We start from the raw sequence: 17,049 nt of genomic DNA, 5'->3' as shown, positions 1-17,049 counted from the left end.
GAAGTCTCGTCGTCGACGGGTGAGGAGTGAGAGGCCCCCGGCATCCCTGCCGTGGGGCCTTCTCGGTTTCACCGGCGTACCCGGTGTGGCCCGGGGTCCCTCGAGGGCGGATGCGCGACCGCGCCAGTGGTCGCGACAGAGCACCATCTACCGAGGAGGGCCCATCAGCGCCGAAGCACGTATCAACGAACGAATCCGTGTCCCCGAAGTCCGACTCGTCGGCCCCGGGGGCGAGCAGGTGGGGATCGTTCGCGTCGAGGATGCACTTCGTCTGGCCCTGGAGGCCGATCTGGACCTCGTCGAGGTCGCGCCCACCGCGCGCCCGCCGGTCTGCAAGATCATGGACTACGGAAAGTTCAAGTACGAGGCGGCGCAGAAAGAGCGCGAGTCGCGGAAGAACCAGCAGCAGACCGTGGTCAAGGAGCAGAAGCTCCGTCCGAAGATCGATACCCACGACTACGAGACCAAGAAGGGGAACGTCGTCCGTTTCCTGGAGAAGGGCTCGAAGGTCAAGGTCACGATCATGTTCCGCGGACGTGAGCAGTCCCGCCCCGAGCTGGGCTTCCGTCTGCTCCAGCGCCTGGCGGACGACATCACCGAGTACGGATACGTGGAGACCAGCGCCAAGCAGGACGGCCGCAACATGACCATGGTCGTCGCCCCCCACAAGGGCGCCAAGACCCGCGCCAAGGCGCAGGAGTCCAAGGTCACGGACCCCGCTTCCGAATAGGCCCTCCGCCGCCCAGACCACGGACGCCCGACGTCCGCACACCCGAGGTCCCACCGGGCCTTCCGGGACGAACCATGTGAGGAAGACCGATCATGCCGAAGATGAAGACCCACAAGGGCACCGCCAAGCGCTTCCGGAAGACCGGAACCGGCAAGCTGGTCCGCCAGCAGGCCAACCGTCGCCACATCATGGAGAAGAAGCCCACCAAGCGCACCCGTCGCCTCGACGGCCGTACGGATGTCGCCCCGGCCGACGTCCCCCGCATCAAGCGGCTTCTCGGGCTCTGAGCCCTCCCACCACCGAAGAGACTTCCGGTCGCCCACGAGCGACCGGCCCAAACCAGTGAGGATTGATCAGTGGCACGCGTGAAGAGGGCAGTCAACGCCCAGAAGAAGCGTCGGACCGTACTCGAGTCCACCAAGGGCTACCGCGGACAGCGTTCGCGGCTGTACCGCAAGGCCAAGGAGCAGATGCTCCACTCGATGACCTACAGCTACCGCGATCGTCGTGCGCGCAAGGGCGACTTCCGCAAGCTGTGGATCTCCCGCATCAACGCCGCGGCCCGCGCCAACGACATGACGTACAACCGCTTCGTCCAGGGCCTCAAGCTCGCGGGCGTCGAGGTCGACCGCAAGGTCCTCGCGGACCTCGCCGTCACCGACCCGGCCGCCTTCACGGCGCTGGTCGAGGTCGCGCGCAAGGCGCTTCCGGCCGACGTCAACGCGCCGGCTGCCTGACACCCGCGAATTGACGAACACTCCGCCCGCACAGGGCACGGGACGACCCGCGGATCCGTTCACCGAACGGACCCCGCGGGTCGTTTCCGCATCCAAGCTCCACCGCGCCGCCGCCAGGCGTGAGGCCGGCCGGTTCCTCGCCGAGGGGACCAACTCGGTCGAGGCGGCGGTGGCCACCGGCGTCGCGGTCGAGATCTTCTGCACCGCCGACGCGCTCGACCGGTTCGCCGGCCTGGTCGACGCGGCCCGTTCCGCCGGGATCCCGGTGTCCGTGGCGACCGACCGGGCCCTGAAGGGACTCTCGGATACGGTCACCCCCACGGGCATCGTCGCGTTGTGCCGCGCCGTGGCGCGCACGGCGACCGGGGATCCCGTCGCCGACGGGCCCGCGTCCGGGACCGAACCGCAGCCCCGGTTGGTCGCCGTCGGCCAGGCGCTGTCCGAACCCGGCAACGTCGGCACCCTGGTCCGCGTCGCGGACGCGCTCGGGGCCGACGCGGTCTGGCTCACCGAGGGGGCGGCCGACCCGGAGAACCCCAAGGCGGTCCGGGCGTCCGCCGGCAGCCTGTTCCATCTCCCGGTCGTGCGGCGGATCGCCGAGGACCACCTGATCGACCGGGCGCACCGGGCGGGACTGCAGGTGGCGGTCGCCGATGCCCACGGCGAAGTGGACGTCGAGCGGGCGGACGAGGCCCTCGCCGAGCCGACCGCGTGGATCTTCGGCAACGAGGCCCACGGGGTGCCCGAGCACCTCGCCGCGCGCGCGGATCTCCGCGTCCGTATCCCCATCCGTGGAAGGGCCGAGAGCCTGAACATCGTCACCGCCGCCTCCATCTGCCTCCACACGAGCGCCCGGCTGCTGGCGGGATCATGACCGCGACCCTCACCGCCCGCGGATTCGGCGCCACCCGCGGGGCGCGGACCCTGTTCGACGGGCTCGACCTCGTCGTCGCACCCGGAGACGTCTGGGGCCTCACCGGACCTAACGGCGCCGGAAAGTCCACTCTCCTCCACGCGCTGGCCGGCGACCCCGTCGCCGAGATGACGGGACAGCTCACCCTCAGCCCGCCGGACGCCACAGTCGGGCTCCTCCGACAGGAGGTGGAGCGCGACGACGACGAGGTGGTTCGCGACTTCCTGCACCGCGTCACCGGCGTCGCGGACGCGCTCGCGCGGATGAACGCGCTGGCGGAGCAGATGGCGGACTCCGACTCCGCCGCGGACGCCTACGGGGACGCCCTGGAGCGCTGGTTGGCGCTCGGCGGTGGCGACCTCGACGAGCGGATCCCCGTCACCGCAGCCCGGCTGGGGCTCGACGACACGGTCCCGGACCTGCCGATGTCGGCGCTGTCGGGAGGGCAGGCCGCCCGCGTGAACCTCGGCGCCGTGCTGCTCAGCCAGTACGACATCCTGCTGCTGGACGAGCCCACCAACGACCTCGACCTGGCGGGGTTGGCCGTCCTCGAGGAGTTCATGCAGGCCGAACGGCGCCCGATGGTGGTGGTCAGCCACGACCGCGAGTTCCTGGCCAGGTGCGTCACCGGCATCGTCGAACTGGACTCGGCCCAGCAGCAGATCGCCGTCTTCGACGGCGGCTACGAGGCATACCTCGCCGAACGGGCGCTGGCACGGCAACGGGCCCGCGACGCCTACGAGGAGTACGCGGGCCGGGTCGATCAGCTGAAGGACCGCGTGCAGACACAGAAATCCTGGCTGGACAAGGGCGTGCGCAACACGATGCGCAAGACCGGCGGAAAGGACGCGGAGCGCGACAAGCACATCCGGAACCGGGCGGGCCAGCGCTCCGAGAAGCAGGCCGCCAAGATCTCCCAGTCCGAGCGGGCGATGGAACGCCTCGAGGTGGTCGCCGAACCGCGCAAGGAGTGGGAGCTCCAGATGGAGATCGCGACGGCGCCCCGCTCCGGTTCCGTGGTGGCCGTGCTCGCCGAGGCCGTCGTGCGCCGCGGCGACTTCGTCCTCGGCCCGGTGACCCTGCAGATCGATGCCGGGGACCGGATCCTCATCAGCGGCTCCAACGGCTCGGGCAATACCACATGGCATCTCTGACCCCAATGGACCCCGCGTCGGCGACACGCGACAGCTCCGTGTGAGCGATTGGCGTCGAAAACTAAAGCGATATGCTACGTTCGGGGTATCCGGATGAAGGGAGCCCACTGTGGCGATCGACGAGGGGCACGCGTGGGCGCTGCGAACGCTGGGAGCCGACGGCGTACTGGTGCGAGAGCAGATCTCGTCCATCATCCGCGACTGCCACGAGAAGATGGCGAACGCGCAGGCCGAGGCCGAGATGAAGCACACCGGCGTGTATGGCCAGATCTGGCGGAAGTGTTTGGACGAGTTCGTGACGGTGCTTGGGCGCCTGCCCTCGGCTGAGATCGTTCCGCGCCGGGGATACAAACTGGTCGCGTTCAACGGGGTGATCCTGTTCCCGTGGCGGTTCGCGCGGGAGCGGTCCACGGACATCGGCTCGCGCCCGTTCGCCGTCTCGGACACGCGGGTCTCGCTGTTCGGTGAGGAGCGCGAATCGACCCAGCAGCGTCTGGACATCGAGTTCGAGCACCCCGAGTTGACCGAGGAAGAGCGGGAGCTGGTCGACGCCGAGAGCAAGGCGCTCGAGGAGGCGCTGTCGACCCACTCCCGCGTGGTCGTCGTCCCGTATGCGAGCAACCCGTTCGCGCTCCACAGCGTCGACTGGGGTGAGGCGACGTTGGGAAGCGACGGCTACCTCACCTTCGCGTCGATGGAATCGCTGCTCGAAGTAGGCGCGGGCTCCCTGGTGGATGTGGACCTGACGGACGAGTCGTTCTCCGACGGGCCGATCCCGCGCCCGGATCTGGGGGTGAAGCGCGACGAGGCGGACGGAGAGGCTGATGGACGACAGTGACACCCTCTTCTCTCTTCTTGGAACAGCCGACCGTCCCGATCTCGACGCCGTCGCTGACGCGTTCGACCCAGCTCGTCTGACCCAGGCGCGTTTCGCGGCCGGCTTGTCGAAGGCGAAGCTCGCCGAGCTAGTCGGAGTCACGCCTGCGGCGATCGGCCAGTACGAGTCGCGAGTGGTAACGCCGCGCCGCGACCTGCTGCCGGTGCTTGCGCGCGAGCTCGATGTTCCGGTGGACTACTTCGCCACGGGTCGACCGATCGGCCGCGTCGACGGCTCGGAGGCGCATTTCCGGAGCCTGCGCTCGACCACCGCGCGGGATCGATCCAAGGCGATTGCATTCATTGAACAGGTCTGGGAGCTGACGTTCGCGCTAGAGAAGAAGGTCCGGTTCCCAGATGTCGACTTGCCGGTGGTGGATCGGCAGCAAGCGGATCCCGCTTCCGCGGCGCAGGCGCTTCGCGAGCATTGGGGCCTGGGCGTGAAGCCGGTCAAGCATCTGGTCGCGCTGACGGAATCGCACGGGATCGTCGTGAGCCTGCTGACGTTGGCGAACGCCGACGTAGCCCGAGTCGGCGCGTTCTCGACGTCTCGCTTGGCTCGCCCGGTCATCGTGGTGACGCCCGAGCGTGCGAAGTCGGTGTTCGTCTATCGGTTCACGGTCGCCCACGAGCTGGGGCACCTGCTCCTGCACGGCGAGGCCGTTCCAGGTGACCAGCAGCAGGAGCGAGAAGCCGATCAATTCGCTGCTGAGTTCCTGACTCCACGTTCCCAGATTGTGAACTTGCTGCCGCGGACCGTGAACCTTTCGCGGCTCGATGAGCTCTCGCGGCATTGGGGTGTGTCGGTGGATTCGCTGCTGCTACGGATGAAGGAGACCGGTACGGTCTCCGACGCTTCGATCCGTCGGGGCTACCAGAAGCTGAACCAGCTGCGCAGCTCCTCACTGGACGCGCCCGAGCCGGTGAACGCATATCCGGGTGAGGTGCCGTCGATGTTGGCCGAGGCTGCCCGGCTTGCCGATCAAATCGGCTTCGCGCAGATAGACCTCGCCCGCGAGCTGCGATGGCACCCGGCACGTGTGCGCGAAGTCCTGGGTGTCGACGATCCCAGGCCGACATTGAAGCTGGTCACCGATCCCTCACCCGAATAGGGCTGGAATGGTGTCGTCGAGGTCGAGGATTAGCGCGCAGATGACGGCCCTCCGGAAAGGCAACGACGTCGCCCAGCGGCGATGGGATTCGGCAGCCGCGAGACGGAGGATTAGGGATGAGCCGATCAAGTTCGAAGACCCGGCGAGCTGCTCGGGCAGCGGGCGTGACTGCTCGTAGCGCCCAGAGTTCCGGCATCGTCAAGTGCTACGTCGAGCGGTTCGAGAACGCGGTCGGCGCACCGGACCTCCGCCTTCGCGAGAAGTCAACCAAGCGGCTCGTGCGCGTTCTGACGGACAACCAGATGTTCAGGTCATTCGCGCCGCTGTCGAACCTTCTGCAGGACTGCTACGCGCATGGAGGCGGCCTCGTTTGTCAAGGGACATTGGGATCTCCCTGTGGGCGGTCAGTTCATCTCCCTGCTCGCGGACAGCTGATCTCCCTGTGCGCGGTCAGTTGATCTCCCTGGTGGTCGGTTAGTGCAATGGGACCACCCCCTTGCCGGCGGTGGCTTCGGCGAGCCGGAGGGAGGTGCCCTCGGTGATGATGACGTGGGCGTGGTGCAGTAGTCGGTCCACGGCGGCGGTGGCCAGGGTTTTGGGCATGAAGGTGTCGAATCCCGCGGGGTGTAGGTTGCTGGTGACCGCCAGGCTGCGGCGTTCGTAGGTGGCATCGACCAGGCGGTAGAACGCCTCTGCGGCGGCTTGACCTGCGGGCAGCATCCCGATGTCGTCGACGACGATGAGCTCGGCGCGGGTGATGCGGGCGATGATTTTGCCGGCGGAGCCGTCGACGTTGGCGCGTGCCAGGGCTTCGGTCAGCGATTCGAGGGTGAACCAGGAGGCCCGCATGCCGGCGTCGATGACGTTGTGGGCCAGGGCCTCGACGAAGTGCGTCTTTCCGGTGCCTGAGGGGCCACTGATGGCGAGGTTCTCGGCTCGGTGGACCCATTCCAGTCCGGCGAGCGCTGACTGGGTCGGCGCGGGGATGGAGGAGTCGGCTTCGCGCCAGGAGTCGAACGTCTTGCCGGCTGGGAGTCCGGCGGCCTTGCGGCGGGCGGCTTTGGTGGCCTGGTCTCGTCCGCGGATCTCCTCGGCGAGCAGGACCCGCAGCAGTTCGGTGGGGTCCCAGCGTTGGGCCCGGGCGGTGGCCAGGACCTCGGGGGCGGCGGCCCGCAGGTAGGGCATGCGCATTCGTTTGAGTACTGCGGTCAGGTCCTCGGGCAGTGGCACCGCCGGCGTGGTGGTCGGTGTGCTCATCGGGCGGTGTCCTTTCGGGTGCCGAAGCCGGCCCAGGCTCCTGTGCCGGGCTGAGCGGAGTGGGCTTCGTCGGCGATGACCAGGTCCGCACCGGTCGCGCCGGTGGCCAGGTGCCGGACGATCGCTGCGACGTCGCCGTCGGCGAACCGTCCGGCCGCGGCGGCGGTTCCCAATGCTTCGTCCACGTCGTCGGCGCCGACCAGGGCGGCCAGCTCGACGGCGTCGACCATCTTGGCCCGGATCCGCGAGGTCCCGGCGGCGGAGGCCTCGATCAACCAGGACTGGGCTCCATCGCCCAAGGCCAGGAACTCCTTCTCGGCCTGGGATCGAGCCTTGGGCCGGGGTGGGCGCGGTGCCCCGCCGGGCTCCTGCGGGTGATTGGGGTAGTGGCCCAGATCGATGCGCGGCGTGCCCGGGGTGGACAAGTGGTGCCGCGCCACCTCGCACAGTCCCCGCCGATCGGCGACCCAGTCCGGGGCCACGGGCAGCCGGTCGAGGTCGGCGACGATGACCAGGTCCATGCCGTCGGCGCGGACCCACACCTCAGCGCCGACCAGCCCGGGCGGGGTGGAGTAGCGCACTGACCCGAAGCGGATGGTCTGATCGGTGCCCACGGTGCGGGTCTGGCCCAGCGCCATGGTGTGGGGCGCCGCCGGCAGTACGTGCAGACGACGGCGTTCGTCGATCAGCGCCTCATTCGGGACCCTTGCCGATTCACGATGCTTACGGGAGTTGACCTTGGCGCAGAACTGCTCGCATGCTGCCTCGAGCTCGGCGAAGGAGCCGTACTGCTCCCGCAGGTTCGCCTCGGTGGGCACCACATCGGCCTTGGCTAACCGGACGGTGGACTCGGTGCCGCCCTTGGACTCCGGATCGAACGGCACACAGGTGTGCACCTGGGTGCCGTAGTGACGTGCGGCCTGGACGATCTGCGGATGACGCACCGGCACACCGGCGACGTGATCCACGCTGACCGTCTTGGCGTTGTCGGTCAGCACGTAGGTCGGTACCCCGCCCATGCGGCGCAGGGTCGCATCCAGGCAAGCGATCAGCGTGGGCAGTTTCTGGTCCCACACCGGGATGACTACCCGGAAGCGGGACCACGCCAACCAGGCGCAGAACAGCAACGTCGAGCGCAGGACCCCGTCCGGGCCGGGGACTTTCGGCCCTTCGCCCCAGTCGAACTGCAGCCACAGGCCCGGCTCGGTGATCCACGGCCGGTAGGTGCGCTGATGCCCGGCCCGCCACGCGGCCTTGACCTGCGCCACCGCCCGCCTGGTCGTGCGCTCGGTGCCGGTGAACCCCATGGCCACCAGCCGCTCGTGGACGATATCGGCGCGGATCTTGCCGTTGCCGCGCTCGACCCACTCCTCGATCTTGGGCATGTGCTCATCGAGCATCCGCGGACGGCGGCCCGCGCCGGTCACCGGACGCCCCTGGTCACGAGCGGCGACGTACCGCCGCACGGTCTTGGGATCCACACCCGCCAACTGTGCGGCGGAGTGCGCACTTTCAGTGGCGTCGTACGCCTCCAGAATTTCCATGATCTCCCTGTCAGACTTCTTCATGCGTCCCTCCGGTGGAACAGCGCTCGAAAGGTGGTCGAAGACCTCGAGCACATCCCCGGAGGGGCGCTTTTCGCGGGACCGACACGGCCCGATCCCTTGGCCACGGACAGGGAGATCAACTGACCGTCAGCAGGGAAGTACGTGTCCGCCTACAGGGAGATTGGCATGGCCGCTAGCACTCGTTGAGCCACGGAGTCGCGCGGAGTACGTCGCCATCTCCGCGCCGATTGTGAAACAAGGCGCTCACGAGATAGCTGTCGCGTTCGAGGGCTTCTCGGTTAAGGTCCACATCGTGACGGCGGACGTCGCATCTCCTCCGACGTCCGTGTGGGCCTACATCGAGGAGTACCCGGTCGATGGCGGGGGCCTTGGTCTGCGTCTTCGCCAGAAGGTCACCGGCCGGAAGGTCGAGATGTACGGCAGGGACCAGGATCACTTGCTCACATTCCTCAGCAGCCCGCAATTCACAGGTGCTGACTCGCACATGCCGAACGTCTACCAGAAGGACGGCTTCGACGACTACGTGCTGGTTTCCGGAGGTGCGGCCACGGACTCCTATGACGTGCTGCTCTTCAACGACGGTGCCGAGCTCACTTATCTGCTTGGCCCGACGCCCGACACCGCATACAGGGACGCGTTCCGTGAGCTCATGGATGAGTCAGCGCCCAAGGCGCACGCACGTACGGCACAGACGCACTTCGACACGGGCCGCTACCGCGAGGCCGTGCTCGCCGCGCGACTCGCTGTCGAGACGGCATGCGGCGGACGTGGGCCCGACGTGAAGCGCCGGCTCGCTAACGCTCCTGCTGACATTGCGGCTGCGGGTGATGCGCTGTACGGGAAGCGCCACATCGCCGTCCATGAGGGCGACACGCGGGTCGAGCAACCCGACGCCACACAGGCGATCCTCGCGATGCACAGCGTCCTCGCCTACCTAGAGTCAGACAGTTTCAGTAGCTGAGCCTCTGCCACGATTGAGGGATGGCACCGCTTTCTTCGTGGACGACTTCCACGCGCGAGCCGCTGAGGCGGCACGCGATGGTGCACATGGTTGCCTCGTCGGCGACCATCGGGTCGGGGGTCGACTGGGCTGCGTCACAGATCCCGAACCAGTACACGGGTCCGGACCGCGTCGCCGCGATCCTCGCCGATCTGGGGAAGCCTGCTGCGGCCGAATACCTGGAAGGGAAGCTCCCTACAAGCAAGCGCACCCGCTCGGGCGACCTCGGAGAGATTATCGGAGCGCAGTACGCGGCGCTTGAGCTGGGGTTTCGAGTCGTGGAACGCCTGCGGTGGAAGGACCACCGCGAGATGTCGATGCGTGGCGATGACCTGGTTGGGGTGCGCGCGGCCACCAACGGATCGCTCGAATTGCTGAAGGGCGAAGCCAAGAGCCGTGCGACGCTCGGAACGGCGACGGTCACAGACGCGGACCTTGCGCTCAGACGCGATCGGGGACGCCCATCGCCTCACGCTCTCAGCTTCGTCGCTGACCGACTCCACGAACTCGGCGAGCATGCATTGGCGAACCTTGTCGACGACGCTCAACTGACTACAGGGATCAGCCAACGGCAGGTGGTGCAACTGCTCTTCACCTTCACGGGCAACGACCCACGCAACCTCCTTCGGACAAACACGACCGCATATCGAGGCGGCGTAAAGCGCCTCGCCGTCGGCCTGCAGGTCTCACAGCATCAAGCGTTCATCGCGAACGTGTACTCGAAAGCGATCGCCAATGCCCGAGACAGTTGAGGACATTGAGGCCGCGATCGAGGAGGCGACCACCCCCGGCTTTCGCGAACAGCTTCTCGCGCGCGGCGAAGCCCGGTCGATGATCTGGCGTGACGGCGTCCTGCCCGAGGACGCGCCCGCGTTCGATCAGCTACTCAGCTACGACCTTCTCTCCTACGGCTATTCGCTCCTGGGCCTGGGGCTACGTCTCGTGGAGGCGAATGGGTCGCAAAGCCTCGCCCAACGCGCCTTCGAGGGCGCAGCCACAGCCATCGAATCAGTCATCGCCAGAGGACCTAACTCGCGCGAACGGGGCTTCCACCGTGTCGTCGCCGCAGCCGCCTACCACCTCGGCAGTTACTCCGCGCGGGCATACTCGCTGCTTCAGACAGCGCTCGATTCCGGTGAAGTCACGATTGGCGAGCGATCCCTCATCCACATCATCCGCAGAGAACTCGACACCCTGGACGCGCTCATCCTGAGCCACCGCGACGAGGACGTGGCAGCAGACGCCAACCTGGTTGAGACGTTGCGCGGGCTCTTCGAGCCCACGAGCGATGAGGACCAGGACGCTGACAGCGGCGACACCGATGTCATCGACGTCGTCGACCTCGCACTGACGGACGCGTTCGTCGGTGCGATCAGCATGGCGCTGCTTGCGTTCCAGCGGGGTGAGCAAGCGCTGCTGGATGAGGCCCTCAGCACACTGCAGGTCGGTCTAGGAGCCGCCAGCGAACTGAACATGGTTCCGCATTGGTGGTGCCATCGACTTGCGATTCACCTACTCCGCGGCCTCTGGGAGGCCAGTTTCCATCGCCTGCTCCCGGACGGTCCCATCGACGGTGATGGTGGCGACTGGGCACGGCTGCGTGCGACGTTCATCGCCTCCCTCTTCCGGAGGCGACGCTCGGAGATCGACCTATGGCCGTCGCAGCTCGCCGCCGCAGAGCGGGTGCTGAACACCAGCGAGAACCTGGTGTTGTCTCTCCCGACGAGCGCCGGCAAGACCCGGATTGCCGAACTTTGCATCCTCGCGTGCCTAGCCGAGGGCCGGCGGGTTGTGTTCGTAACCCCATTGCGGGCGCTGTCAGCCCAGACCGAAACGGCCCTGCAACGCACCTTCACCCCTCTGGGGAAGACCGTCACATCCCTCTACGGCGCGATCGGGGCCAGCAGCGCCGACGAGGACTTGCTGCGAGAGAGGGACATCGTCGTCGCCACTCCCGAGAAGCTCGACTTCGCCCTGCGCAACGCCCCAACACTCCTCGACGACGTAGGGCTTGTCGTCCTCGACGAGGGGCACATGATCGGGGCGGATGAACGTGAGGTCCGATACGAAGTTCAGGTACAACGACTGCTGCGCCGTGAGGATGCGGCCACCAGACGTATCATCTGCCTCTCGGCGATCCTGCCAGACGGAGACGAAGTCGAGGACTTCGTCAACTGGCTCACCGATGACCAACCCGACGGTCTCATCGCGAGCTCGTGGCGGCCGACGAAACTTCGCTATGGCGAAGTGATTTGGCAAGGCGATCGAGCCCGCCTGAGCATCATCGTGGGAGACGAGGAGCCCTTTGTGCCCCGGTTCCTCGAACCCTTCGTTCCACCGATCGGTCGCAGGACGACGCCCTTCCCCAAGGATCCGCAGGAGCTGACGCTGGCTACCGCCTGGCGGCTCGTCGACGACGGGCAGACCGTCCTGATCTTCTGCCCACTCAAGTCATCGGTGAACGCCTTTGCCAAAGTCATCGTCGACCTTCATGCCCGCGGAGCACTCGGGAGTGTCTTCGAAGGAGATCCGGGCGACCTCGCCTCCGCCATCACGATCGGAGAGGAATGGTTCGGCCGAGATCACCCGATCCTCGCCTGTCTGAGACTCGGCGTAGCGATTCATCACGGATCGCTGCCCGCACCCTACCGACGAGAGGTTGAAAGGCTGTTACAGCGAGGAACGCTGAAGGTTACGGTCTCTTCACCGACCCTCGCCCAGGGACTCAACCTCTCCGCCAGCGCGCTCGTAATGCACAGCCTCTGGCGCAACCGGGAACTGATCAAGGCGTCTGAGTTTCGCAACATCGTCGGCAGAGCCGGCCGAGCGTTCGTGGACTCCGTCGGCCTCGTCGTCCACCCAATCTTCAAGGACGTGTCCCGAGGGAGGCGGAACTGGAGGCAGCTGGTCGAGGACACGGCTCTGCGCGACATGGAAAGCGGCCTAATGCAACTGGTGGTGAACCTGTTCGCCCGGATGCAGGCCAAGCACGGTCTCCGGAACCTGGACGCGCTGCTGGAATACGTCGCCGGCACAGCGGCGTGGGATTACCCAGAAGTTGCGGCCGAGAGCGAGGAGGAAGCTGAGCGTTCCCGAACTGCGTGGCGCTCGCAGCTCGCTAGCCTCGACAACGCCCTCCTCAGTCTGCTCAACGATTCCGCGGTTGCGGAGGACGGAGTCGAGGGGGCTCTCGATGACGTGCTCGCCTCGTCCCTTTGGGCCAGGAGCTTGGCTCGACGGCAGGAGCCCGTTCAGACAGCGCTTCGAGCCGGTCTGACCGCGCGTGCGCGCTTCCTCTGGAGCCAGTCAACTGCGGCACAGCGCCGAGGGTACTTCCTTGCGGGGGTCGGTCTCGAGACCGGACGCCAACTCGATGAGCACGCCAGCATCTTGGAGCAGTACCTGCGCGACGCAGACGAGGGCATCCGAATCGGCGACCCCGATACCGCAATCGATGCCCTAACGAGCTTCGCCAGGATCGCATTCGGCTTTCACCCCTTCGCGCCCCGCGCTCTTCCTCCACATTGGGAAGGCGTCCTCGCTGGTTGGCTTCGCGGTGAGGACCCCTCGCAGATAGCGGGGGAGGAGGTCACGGACACGCTGGAATTCATTGAGGACTCGCTGGCGTACAGGCTGCCATGGGCGCTGGAAGCGGTCCGGGTCCGAGCGACCGCCCACGAAGAGCCTGTCGGCGATCTTTGGGCGCTCCTCACCGACCAGCACGGACTCGCAGTTGCGGCGCTAGAAACAGGGACGCTGAACCGTTCGGCCGCGCTGCTCATGCAGGCCGGATTCTCTTCCCGAGCCGGTGCTCTCGCCGCGGTCACGGCCGGAGACGGCGCCTTCACGACCGTGTCGGAGCTTCACCAGTGGATGAACTCGGAGGAGGTCCGGCGACGCGCAGGCGACTCGCACTGGCCGACTGTGTCATCTCACGATCTCTGGGTCGGTTTCATCGGCCGTAGCACTGCTGCACCGGGGAGAACCTGGATCAACACGATCGAGGATGCCGCAGTGACGTGGCTCCCCGATCATCAGCCGAGTAGCGGGACGCCGTGCCCTGGGCCCCAAGCGTTGCACAGGACATCCCGATCGGGCGAGAGCGGTCAGAGCCGGTCCAGGATGAACTGCACCCGCTCGTCGGCGCTGAGGACCGGAACCCGCACGACCGGCAAGGGCAGCGCTTCGTACACCTGGGTCAGCAGTTCGTGGATGCGCTGCTGGGCGGCGGTGTCCTCGGTGCGGGCGTAGTCGGCGGCCAGGGGCAGCAGGTCGAGGATGAACGTCGTGCGGTAGTCGACGTGCTCGAGCGCGGTGAGCAGGGCGGGGTCGGGCTCGAGATCGAGGAAGCGGTAGTAGGCGAGGGAGTCGGGGACGGCCCGGTCGAGGAACACGGTGGCGTCCGGGTCGAGGGGTGCTTCCTCCGCGAGCTGCATGTCCAGGACGCCGCGCTGGAACTGCCGCTGCTTCGCCCGGACCTCCTCGACGGTGCGGCCGGCGATGCGCTGCAGGTCGAGATAGTGCCGGGCATGCTCGATGGTGGTGGTGTAGCCGCGGTCCCGCAGCAGGTTCACGGTGGTGGTCTTGCCCGAGCTGGGCCCGCCGGTGATGACGTACCAGTTGGTCACGTTCGCCCTTTCGCTCTGCCCGCTCCGGGAATATCCTCTTCACGAAGTACCTTATACCCCTAGAGGGTATACGATCGACGTCGGAGGTGGCTGAGATGGCACACGGATACGTGGATGACAAGCAGGCGCTGCTGGCGCGGTTGCGTCGGGCGGAGGGGCAGGTGCGCGGGATCGCGCGGATGGTCGACGAGGACGTGTACTGCATCGACATCCTGACCCAGATCTCGGCGGCGATGAAGGCGCTGGAGTCGGTCGCGCTGACGCTGCTGGAGGACCATCTCGGGCATTGCGTCGCGCAGGCGACCGCGCAGGGCGGCCCGGTCGCGGAGGAGAAGCTCCGCGAGGCGAACGCCGCGATCGCGCGGCTGGTCCGCTCCTAGAACGTTCACACCACACGCATCGACACGCTCACGAAAGGAGCACAACATGACCGGACAAGGATTCCAGGACCTCGGCCTGCAGGCGACGAACGGCGGTGGCTGCGCCTGTTGCGCCCCCACCTCCCAGGCCGCCACGGCCAACACCACCGCCTCCGCGACGGCGCAACCGGCATCGGGCGAGGTGTCGGCGCAGTTCCTGGTGGAGGGGATGACGTGCTCGCACTGCGTGCGCAGCGTCACCGAGGAGGTCTCCGCGATCGACGGGGTCTCCGGCGTCGAGGTCGACCTGCACGCCGGCGGCGTGTCCACGGTGACCGTGTCCAGCACCGCCCCGGTGGACGCGGAGCGGGTGCGGGAGGCGGTCGAGGAGGCCGGGTACAGCCTCGCCGCAGCCTCATGAGCACGCTGGACGTCGATCTCGACATCACCGGGATGACCTGCGCGTCGTGCGCGACGCGGGTCGAGCGGAAGCTGAACAAGCTGCCCGGGGTGGAGGCGACGGTCAACTTCGCCACCGAGAAGGCCCGCGTGCACTCGGAGGCCCCGGTGCCGGTGGAGGAGCTGATCGCGGCGGTCGAGCAGGCGGGGTACGGAGCGAGCCTCCCAGCCCCGCCTGTGCCCGACACGGCTGAGCAGACCATCCCGCGGGACGATGAGCTGGCGTCGCTGCGGCAGCGGCTGATCGTCTCGGCGGTGCTGGCGGTGCCGGTCGCGGTGCTGTCGATGATCCCCGCCCTGCAGTTCACCTACTGGCAGTGGCTCACGCTCACCCTGGCCGCGCCGGTGGTGGTGTGGGGGGCGTGGCCGTTCCACCGCGCCGCGGCGATCAATGCCCGGCACGGGGCGGCGACGATGGACACTCTGATCAGCGTCGGGGTGCTGGCCGCGTTCGGCTGGTCGCTGTACGCGCTGTTCTTCGGCGGTGCGGGGATGCCGGGAATGCGGATGAGCGTCACCTTCGTCGGCACCCCGCAGGCCGGTGGCCACGAGGTGTACCTGGAGGTCGCCGCGCTGGTGACCGTGTTCATCCTCCTCGGCCGCTACCTCGAGGTTCGTGCCAAGCGGCAGTCCGGCGAGGCCCTGCGCGCCCTGCTGGAGCTCGGCGCCAAGGACGCAGTGATCCTCCGCGAAGGCACTGAGCAGCGCGTCCCCGTCGCACAGCTCGTTCCGGGTGATGTCGTGGTGGTGCGGCCGGGTGAGAAGATCCCCGCCGACGGCCTCGTCACCGAGGGAATGTCCGCGGTGGACGAGTCGATGCTGACCGGCGAGTCCGTGCCGGTCGAGGTCGCCCCCGGCTCCCGCGTGGTCGGCGCGACTGTGAACACCGGCGGGCGCCTGCTCGTGCAGATCACCCGCGTCGGCGCCGACACCGAGCTGGCCCGGATGGCGCGGCTGGTCGAGGAGGCGCAGACCGGCAAGGCCCAGGTGCAGCGCCTCGCCGACCGGGTGTCGGCCGTCTTCGTCCCCATAGTCATTGTCCTCGCCCTGGCCGCGTTCGCCGGGTGGCTGATCGCGGGGGCGCCCTTGGAGGTCGCCTTCACCGCCGCGGTGACCACCCTGATCATCGCCTGCCCGTGCGCGCTGGGGCTGGCGACGCCGACCGCTCTGCTGGTCGGCACCGGCCGCGGCGCCCAGCTGGGCATCCTCATCCGCGGACCCCAGGTGCTCGAGCAGACCCGCCGCATCGACACCGTCGTGCTCGACAAGACCGGCACCATCACCGCCGGCACCATGACCGTCACCGGCATCCACCCCGCTCCCGGCACCGATGAGGCGGAGCTGATCCGGTTCGCCGCGGCGCTCGAGCACGGCTCCGAGCACCCCATCGGCCGCGCCATCACCGCCGCAGCCGACGGCCCGACGGATGCCGTGGAGTCATTCGCCGCCGAGGCCGGTCAAGGCGTGCAGGGCATCGTCGACGGCCGCTTGGTCGCCGCCGGCCGCGCCACCTGGATCACCAGGCAATGGGCGATCGCGATCCCCGACGAGCTCGCCGCGACGATCACGGCCGACGAGGCCGCGGGCGCCACCGTGACCGTCGTGGCGTGGGACGGGCAGGCGCGCGGCGCGATCAGCGTCGCCGACACCATCAAGCCCACCAGCCGTGAGGCCATCGCCCGACTGCGCGGGCTCGGGCTGACCCCGATCCTGCTCACCGGCGACAACCCCGGCGCCGCCCGCACCATCGCCGACGACGCCGGCATCGAGGACGTCCGCGCCGGAGTCACCCCGCAGGGCAAACTCGATACCATCCGCGAGCTGCAGGCATCCGGACGGGTGGTCGCGATGGTCGGCGACGGCGTGAACGACGCCGCCGCCCTCGCCCAAGCGGACCTCGGCATCGCAATGGGCACCGGCACCGACGCGGCCATCACCGCCGCGGACCTGACCATCGTCTCCGGCGACCTGCTCCTGGTCCCGGACGCGATCCGGCTCGCCCGCCGCACCCTGGGCACCATCAAGGGCAACCTGTTCTGGGCGTTCGCGTACAACGTCGCCGCGATCCCGGTCGCGATGCTCGCCCTGCTCAACCCCATTCTCGCCGCCGCCGCGATGGCGTTCAGCAGCGTGTTCGTCGTCACCAACAGCCTCCGACTGCGCCGCTTCCGCCTCCTGCCCGCCCCGACGCCCACCGTCCTGACGCCCAGCCGCGACACCACCCCCGTCCACGCCTGACACCCACGCAAGGAGACC

The 17,049-nt window shown here is 67.9% G+C and carries 14 protein-coding genes and 2 pseudogenes; 13 read left to right on the top strand and 3 right to left on the bottom strand.

What is annotated here, in order from left to right; all coding sequences use genetic code 11:
• Nucleotides 1-145: 145 nt before the first annotated feature.
• From infC to J1M64_RS10235, 7 genes and pseudogenes are all read left to right on the top strand, one after another.
• Nucleotides 146-730, top strand: a complete 585-nt coding sequence (gene infC / locus J1M64_RS10265; RefSeq protein WP_082923789.1) for a translation initiation factor IF-3 — start codon at nucleotides 146-148, stop codon at nucleotides 728-730.
• A 92-nt stretch (nucleotides 731-822) separates the two neighbouring features.
• On the top strand, nucleotides 823-1,017 hold the full coding sequence (rpmI, locus tag J1M64_RS10260; protein ID WP_007630819.1) for a 50S ribosomal protein L35: 195 nt from the start codon (nucleotides 823-825) through the stop codon (nucleotides 1,015-1,017).
• Between the two features lie 69 nt (nucleotides 1,018-1,086).
• Nucleotides 1,087-1,467 carry a 50S ribosomal protein L20 gene (gene rplT, locus J1M64_RS10255; protein ID WP_007630820.1) on the top strand — a complete coding sequence of 127 codons (381 nt, stop codon included), beginning with the start codon at nucleotides 1,087-1,089 and terminating at the stop codon, nucleotides 1,465-1,467.
• Between the two features lie 10 nt (nucleotides 1,468-1,477).
• A complete protein-coding gene (locus J1M64_RS10250) occupies nucleotides 1,478-2,341 on the top strand; it encodes an RNA methyltransferase (protein ID WP_067714052.1) in 864 nt (287 codons plus the stop codon).
• Nucleotides 2,338-3,522 (top strand): annotated as a pseudogene (locus J1M64_RS10245) (ATP-binding cassette domain-containing protein); the annotation flags it as partial. The gene J1M64_RS10250 and the pseudogene J1M64_RS10245, both read left to right, overlap by 4 nt.
• Before the next feature lie 121 nt (nucleotides 3,523-3,643).
• Nucleotides 3,644-4,372, top strand: a complete 729-nt coding sequence (locus J1M64_RS10240) for a hypothetical protein (RefSeq protein WP_206474131.1) — start codon at nucleotides 3,644-3,646, stop codon at nucleotides 4,370-4,372.
• A complete protein-coding gene (locus tag J1M64_RS10235) occupies nucleotides 4,359-5,522 on the top strand; it encodes an ImmA/IrrE family metallo-endopeptidase (protein WP_206474130.1) in 1,164 nt (387 codons plus the stop codon). The genes J1M64_RS10240 and J1M64_RS10235 overlap by 14 nt, the downstream gene beginning before the upstream one ends.
• Nucleotides 5,523-5,996: 474 nt before the next feature.
• Here J1M64_RS10235 and istB read toward each other — a convergent pair whose 3' ends face one another.
• Both istB and istA read right to left on the bottom strand, forming a co-directional pair.
• Nucleotides 5,997-6,779: an IS21-like element helper ATPase IstB gene (istB, locus tag J1M64_RS10230; RefSeq protein WP_206474129.1), complete on the bottom strand. Its 783-nt coding sequence runs from the start codon at nucleotides 6,777-6,779 to the stop codon at nucleotides 5,997-5,999.
• The gene (gene istA, locus J1M64_RS10225) at nucleotides 6,776-8,347 is read right to left on the bottom strand and encodes an IS21 family transposase (RefSeq protein ID WP_241261403.1); all 1,572 of its coding nucleotides are present in this window, start codon (nucleotides 8,345-8,347) and stop codon (nucleotides 6,776-6,778) included. Before istA ends, istB begins: the two co-directional genes overlap by 4 nt.
• 292 nt (nucleotides 8,348-8,639) lie before the next feature.
• Here istA and J1M64_RS10220 point away from each other — a divergent pair, with 292 nt between their 5' ends.
• The 3 genes and pseudogenes from J1M64_RS10220 to J1M64_RS20375 all read left to right on the top strand — a co-directional run.
• Nucleotides 8,640-9,308 carry a hypothetical protein gene (locus tag J1M64_RS10220; protein WP_206474128.1) on the top strand — a complete coding sequence of 223 codons (669 nt, stop codon included), beginning with the start codon at nucleotides 8,640-8,642 and terminating at the stop codon, nucleotides 9,306-9,308.
• A gap of 20 nt (nucleotides 9,309-9,328) precedes the next feature.
• Nucleotides 9,329-10,099 carry a Hachiman antiphage defense system protein HamA gene (locus tag J1M64_RS10215; protein WP_241261402.1) on the top strand — a complete coding sequence of 257 codons (771 nt, stop codon included), beginning with the start codon at nucleotides 9,329-9,331 and terminating at the stop codon, nucleotides 10,097-10,099.
• Nucleotides 10,083-12,164: pseudogene (locus tag J1M64_RS20375) on the top strand (DEAD/DEAH box helicase); the annotation flags it as partial. The gene J1M64_RS10215 and the pseudogene J1M64_RS20375, both read left to right, overlap by 17 nt.
• Before the next feature lie 1,289 nt (nucleotides 12,165-13,453).
• Here the strand turns inward: J1M64_RS20375 and J1M64_RS19850 are convergent.
• Nucleotides 13,454-13,975 (bottom strand): ATP-binding protein, encoded by a 522-nt coding sequence (locus tag J1M64_RS19850; RefSeq protein WP_256820492.1) that lies wholly within the window; start codon nucleotides 13,973-13,975, stop codon nucleotides 13,454-13,456.
• A 95-nt stretch (nucleotides 13,976-14,070) separates the two neighbouring features.
• Here J1M64_RS19850 and J1M64_RS10205 point away from each other — a divergent pair, with 95 nt between their 5' ends.
• From J1M64_RS10205 to J1M64_RS10195, 3 genes are read left to right on the top strand one after another with little or no spacing between them, the layout of a single operon-like run.
• On the top strand, nucleotides 14,071-14,355 hold the full coding sequence (locus tag J1M64_RS10205; protein WP_206474126.1) for a metal-sensitive transcriptional regulator: 285 nt from the start codon (nucleotides 14,071-14,073) through the stop codon (nucleotides 14,353-14,355).
• 46 nt (nucleotides 14,356-14,401) lie between these two features.
• On the top strand, nucleotides 14,402-14,755 hold the full coding sequence (locus J1M64_RS10200; protein WP_206474125.1) for a heavy-metal-associated domain-containing protein: 354 nt from the start codon (nucleotides 14,402-14,404) through the stop codon (nucleotides 14,753-14,755).
• Entirely contained in the window at nucleotides 14,752-17,031 is a 2,280-nt protein-coding gene (locus J1M64_RS10195; RefSeq protein ID WP_206474124.1) for a cation-translocating P-type ATPase, read from the top strand. The genes J1M64_RS10200 and J1M64_RS10195 overlap by 4 nt, the downstream gene beginning before the upstream one ends.
• Nucleotides 17,032-17,049: the final 18 nt, after the last annotated feature.

This window comes from Dietzia sp. KRD202 (genome assembly GCF_017168155.1).
In the GTDB taxonomy this organism is placed as follows: Bacteria; Actinomycetota; Actinomycetes; order Mycobacteriales; family Mycobacteriaceae; genus Dietzia; species Dietzia kunjamensis.
This window is presented reverse-complemented; position numbering and strand designations above follow the sequence as displayed.

Bases quoted from the DNA above. Each gene is read 5' to 3' on its own strand.
- rpmI (WP_007630819.1), top strand. From the start codon at position 823: ATGCCGAAGATGAAGACCCACAAGGGCACCGCCAAGCGCTTCCGGAAG.
- J1M64_RS10235 (WP_206474130.1), top strand. From the start codon at position 4,359: ATGGACGACAGTGACACCCTCTTCTCTCTTCTTGGAACAGCCGACCGT.
- istB (WP_206474129.1), bottom strand. From the start codon at position 6,779: ATGAGCACACCGACCACCACGCCGGCGGTGCCACTGCCCGAGGACCTG.
- istA (WP_241261403.1), bottom strand. From the start codon at position 8,347: ATGAAGAAGTCTGACAGGGAGATCATGGAAATTCTGGAGGCGTACGAC.
- J1M64_RS10215 (WP_241261402.1), top strand. From the start codon at position 9,329: ATGGCACCGCTTTCTTCGTGGACGACTTCCACGCGCGAGCCGCTGAGG.
- J1M64_RS10205 (WP_206474126.1), top strand. From the start codon at position 14,071: ATGGCACACGGATACGTGGATGACAAGCAGGCGCTGCTGGCGCGGTTG.
- J1M64_RS10200 (WP_206474125.1), top strand. From the start codon at position 14,402: ATGACCGGACAAGGATTCCAGGACCTCGGCCTGCAGGCGACGAACGGC.
- J1M64_RS10195 (WP_206474124.1), top strand. From the start codon at position 14,752: ATGAGCACGCTGGACGTCGATCTCGACATCACCGGGATGACCTGCGCG.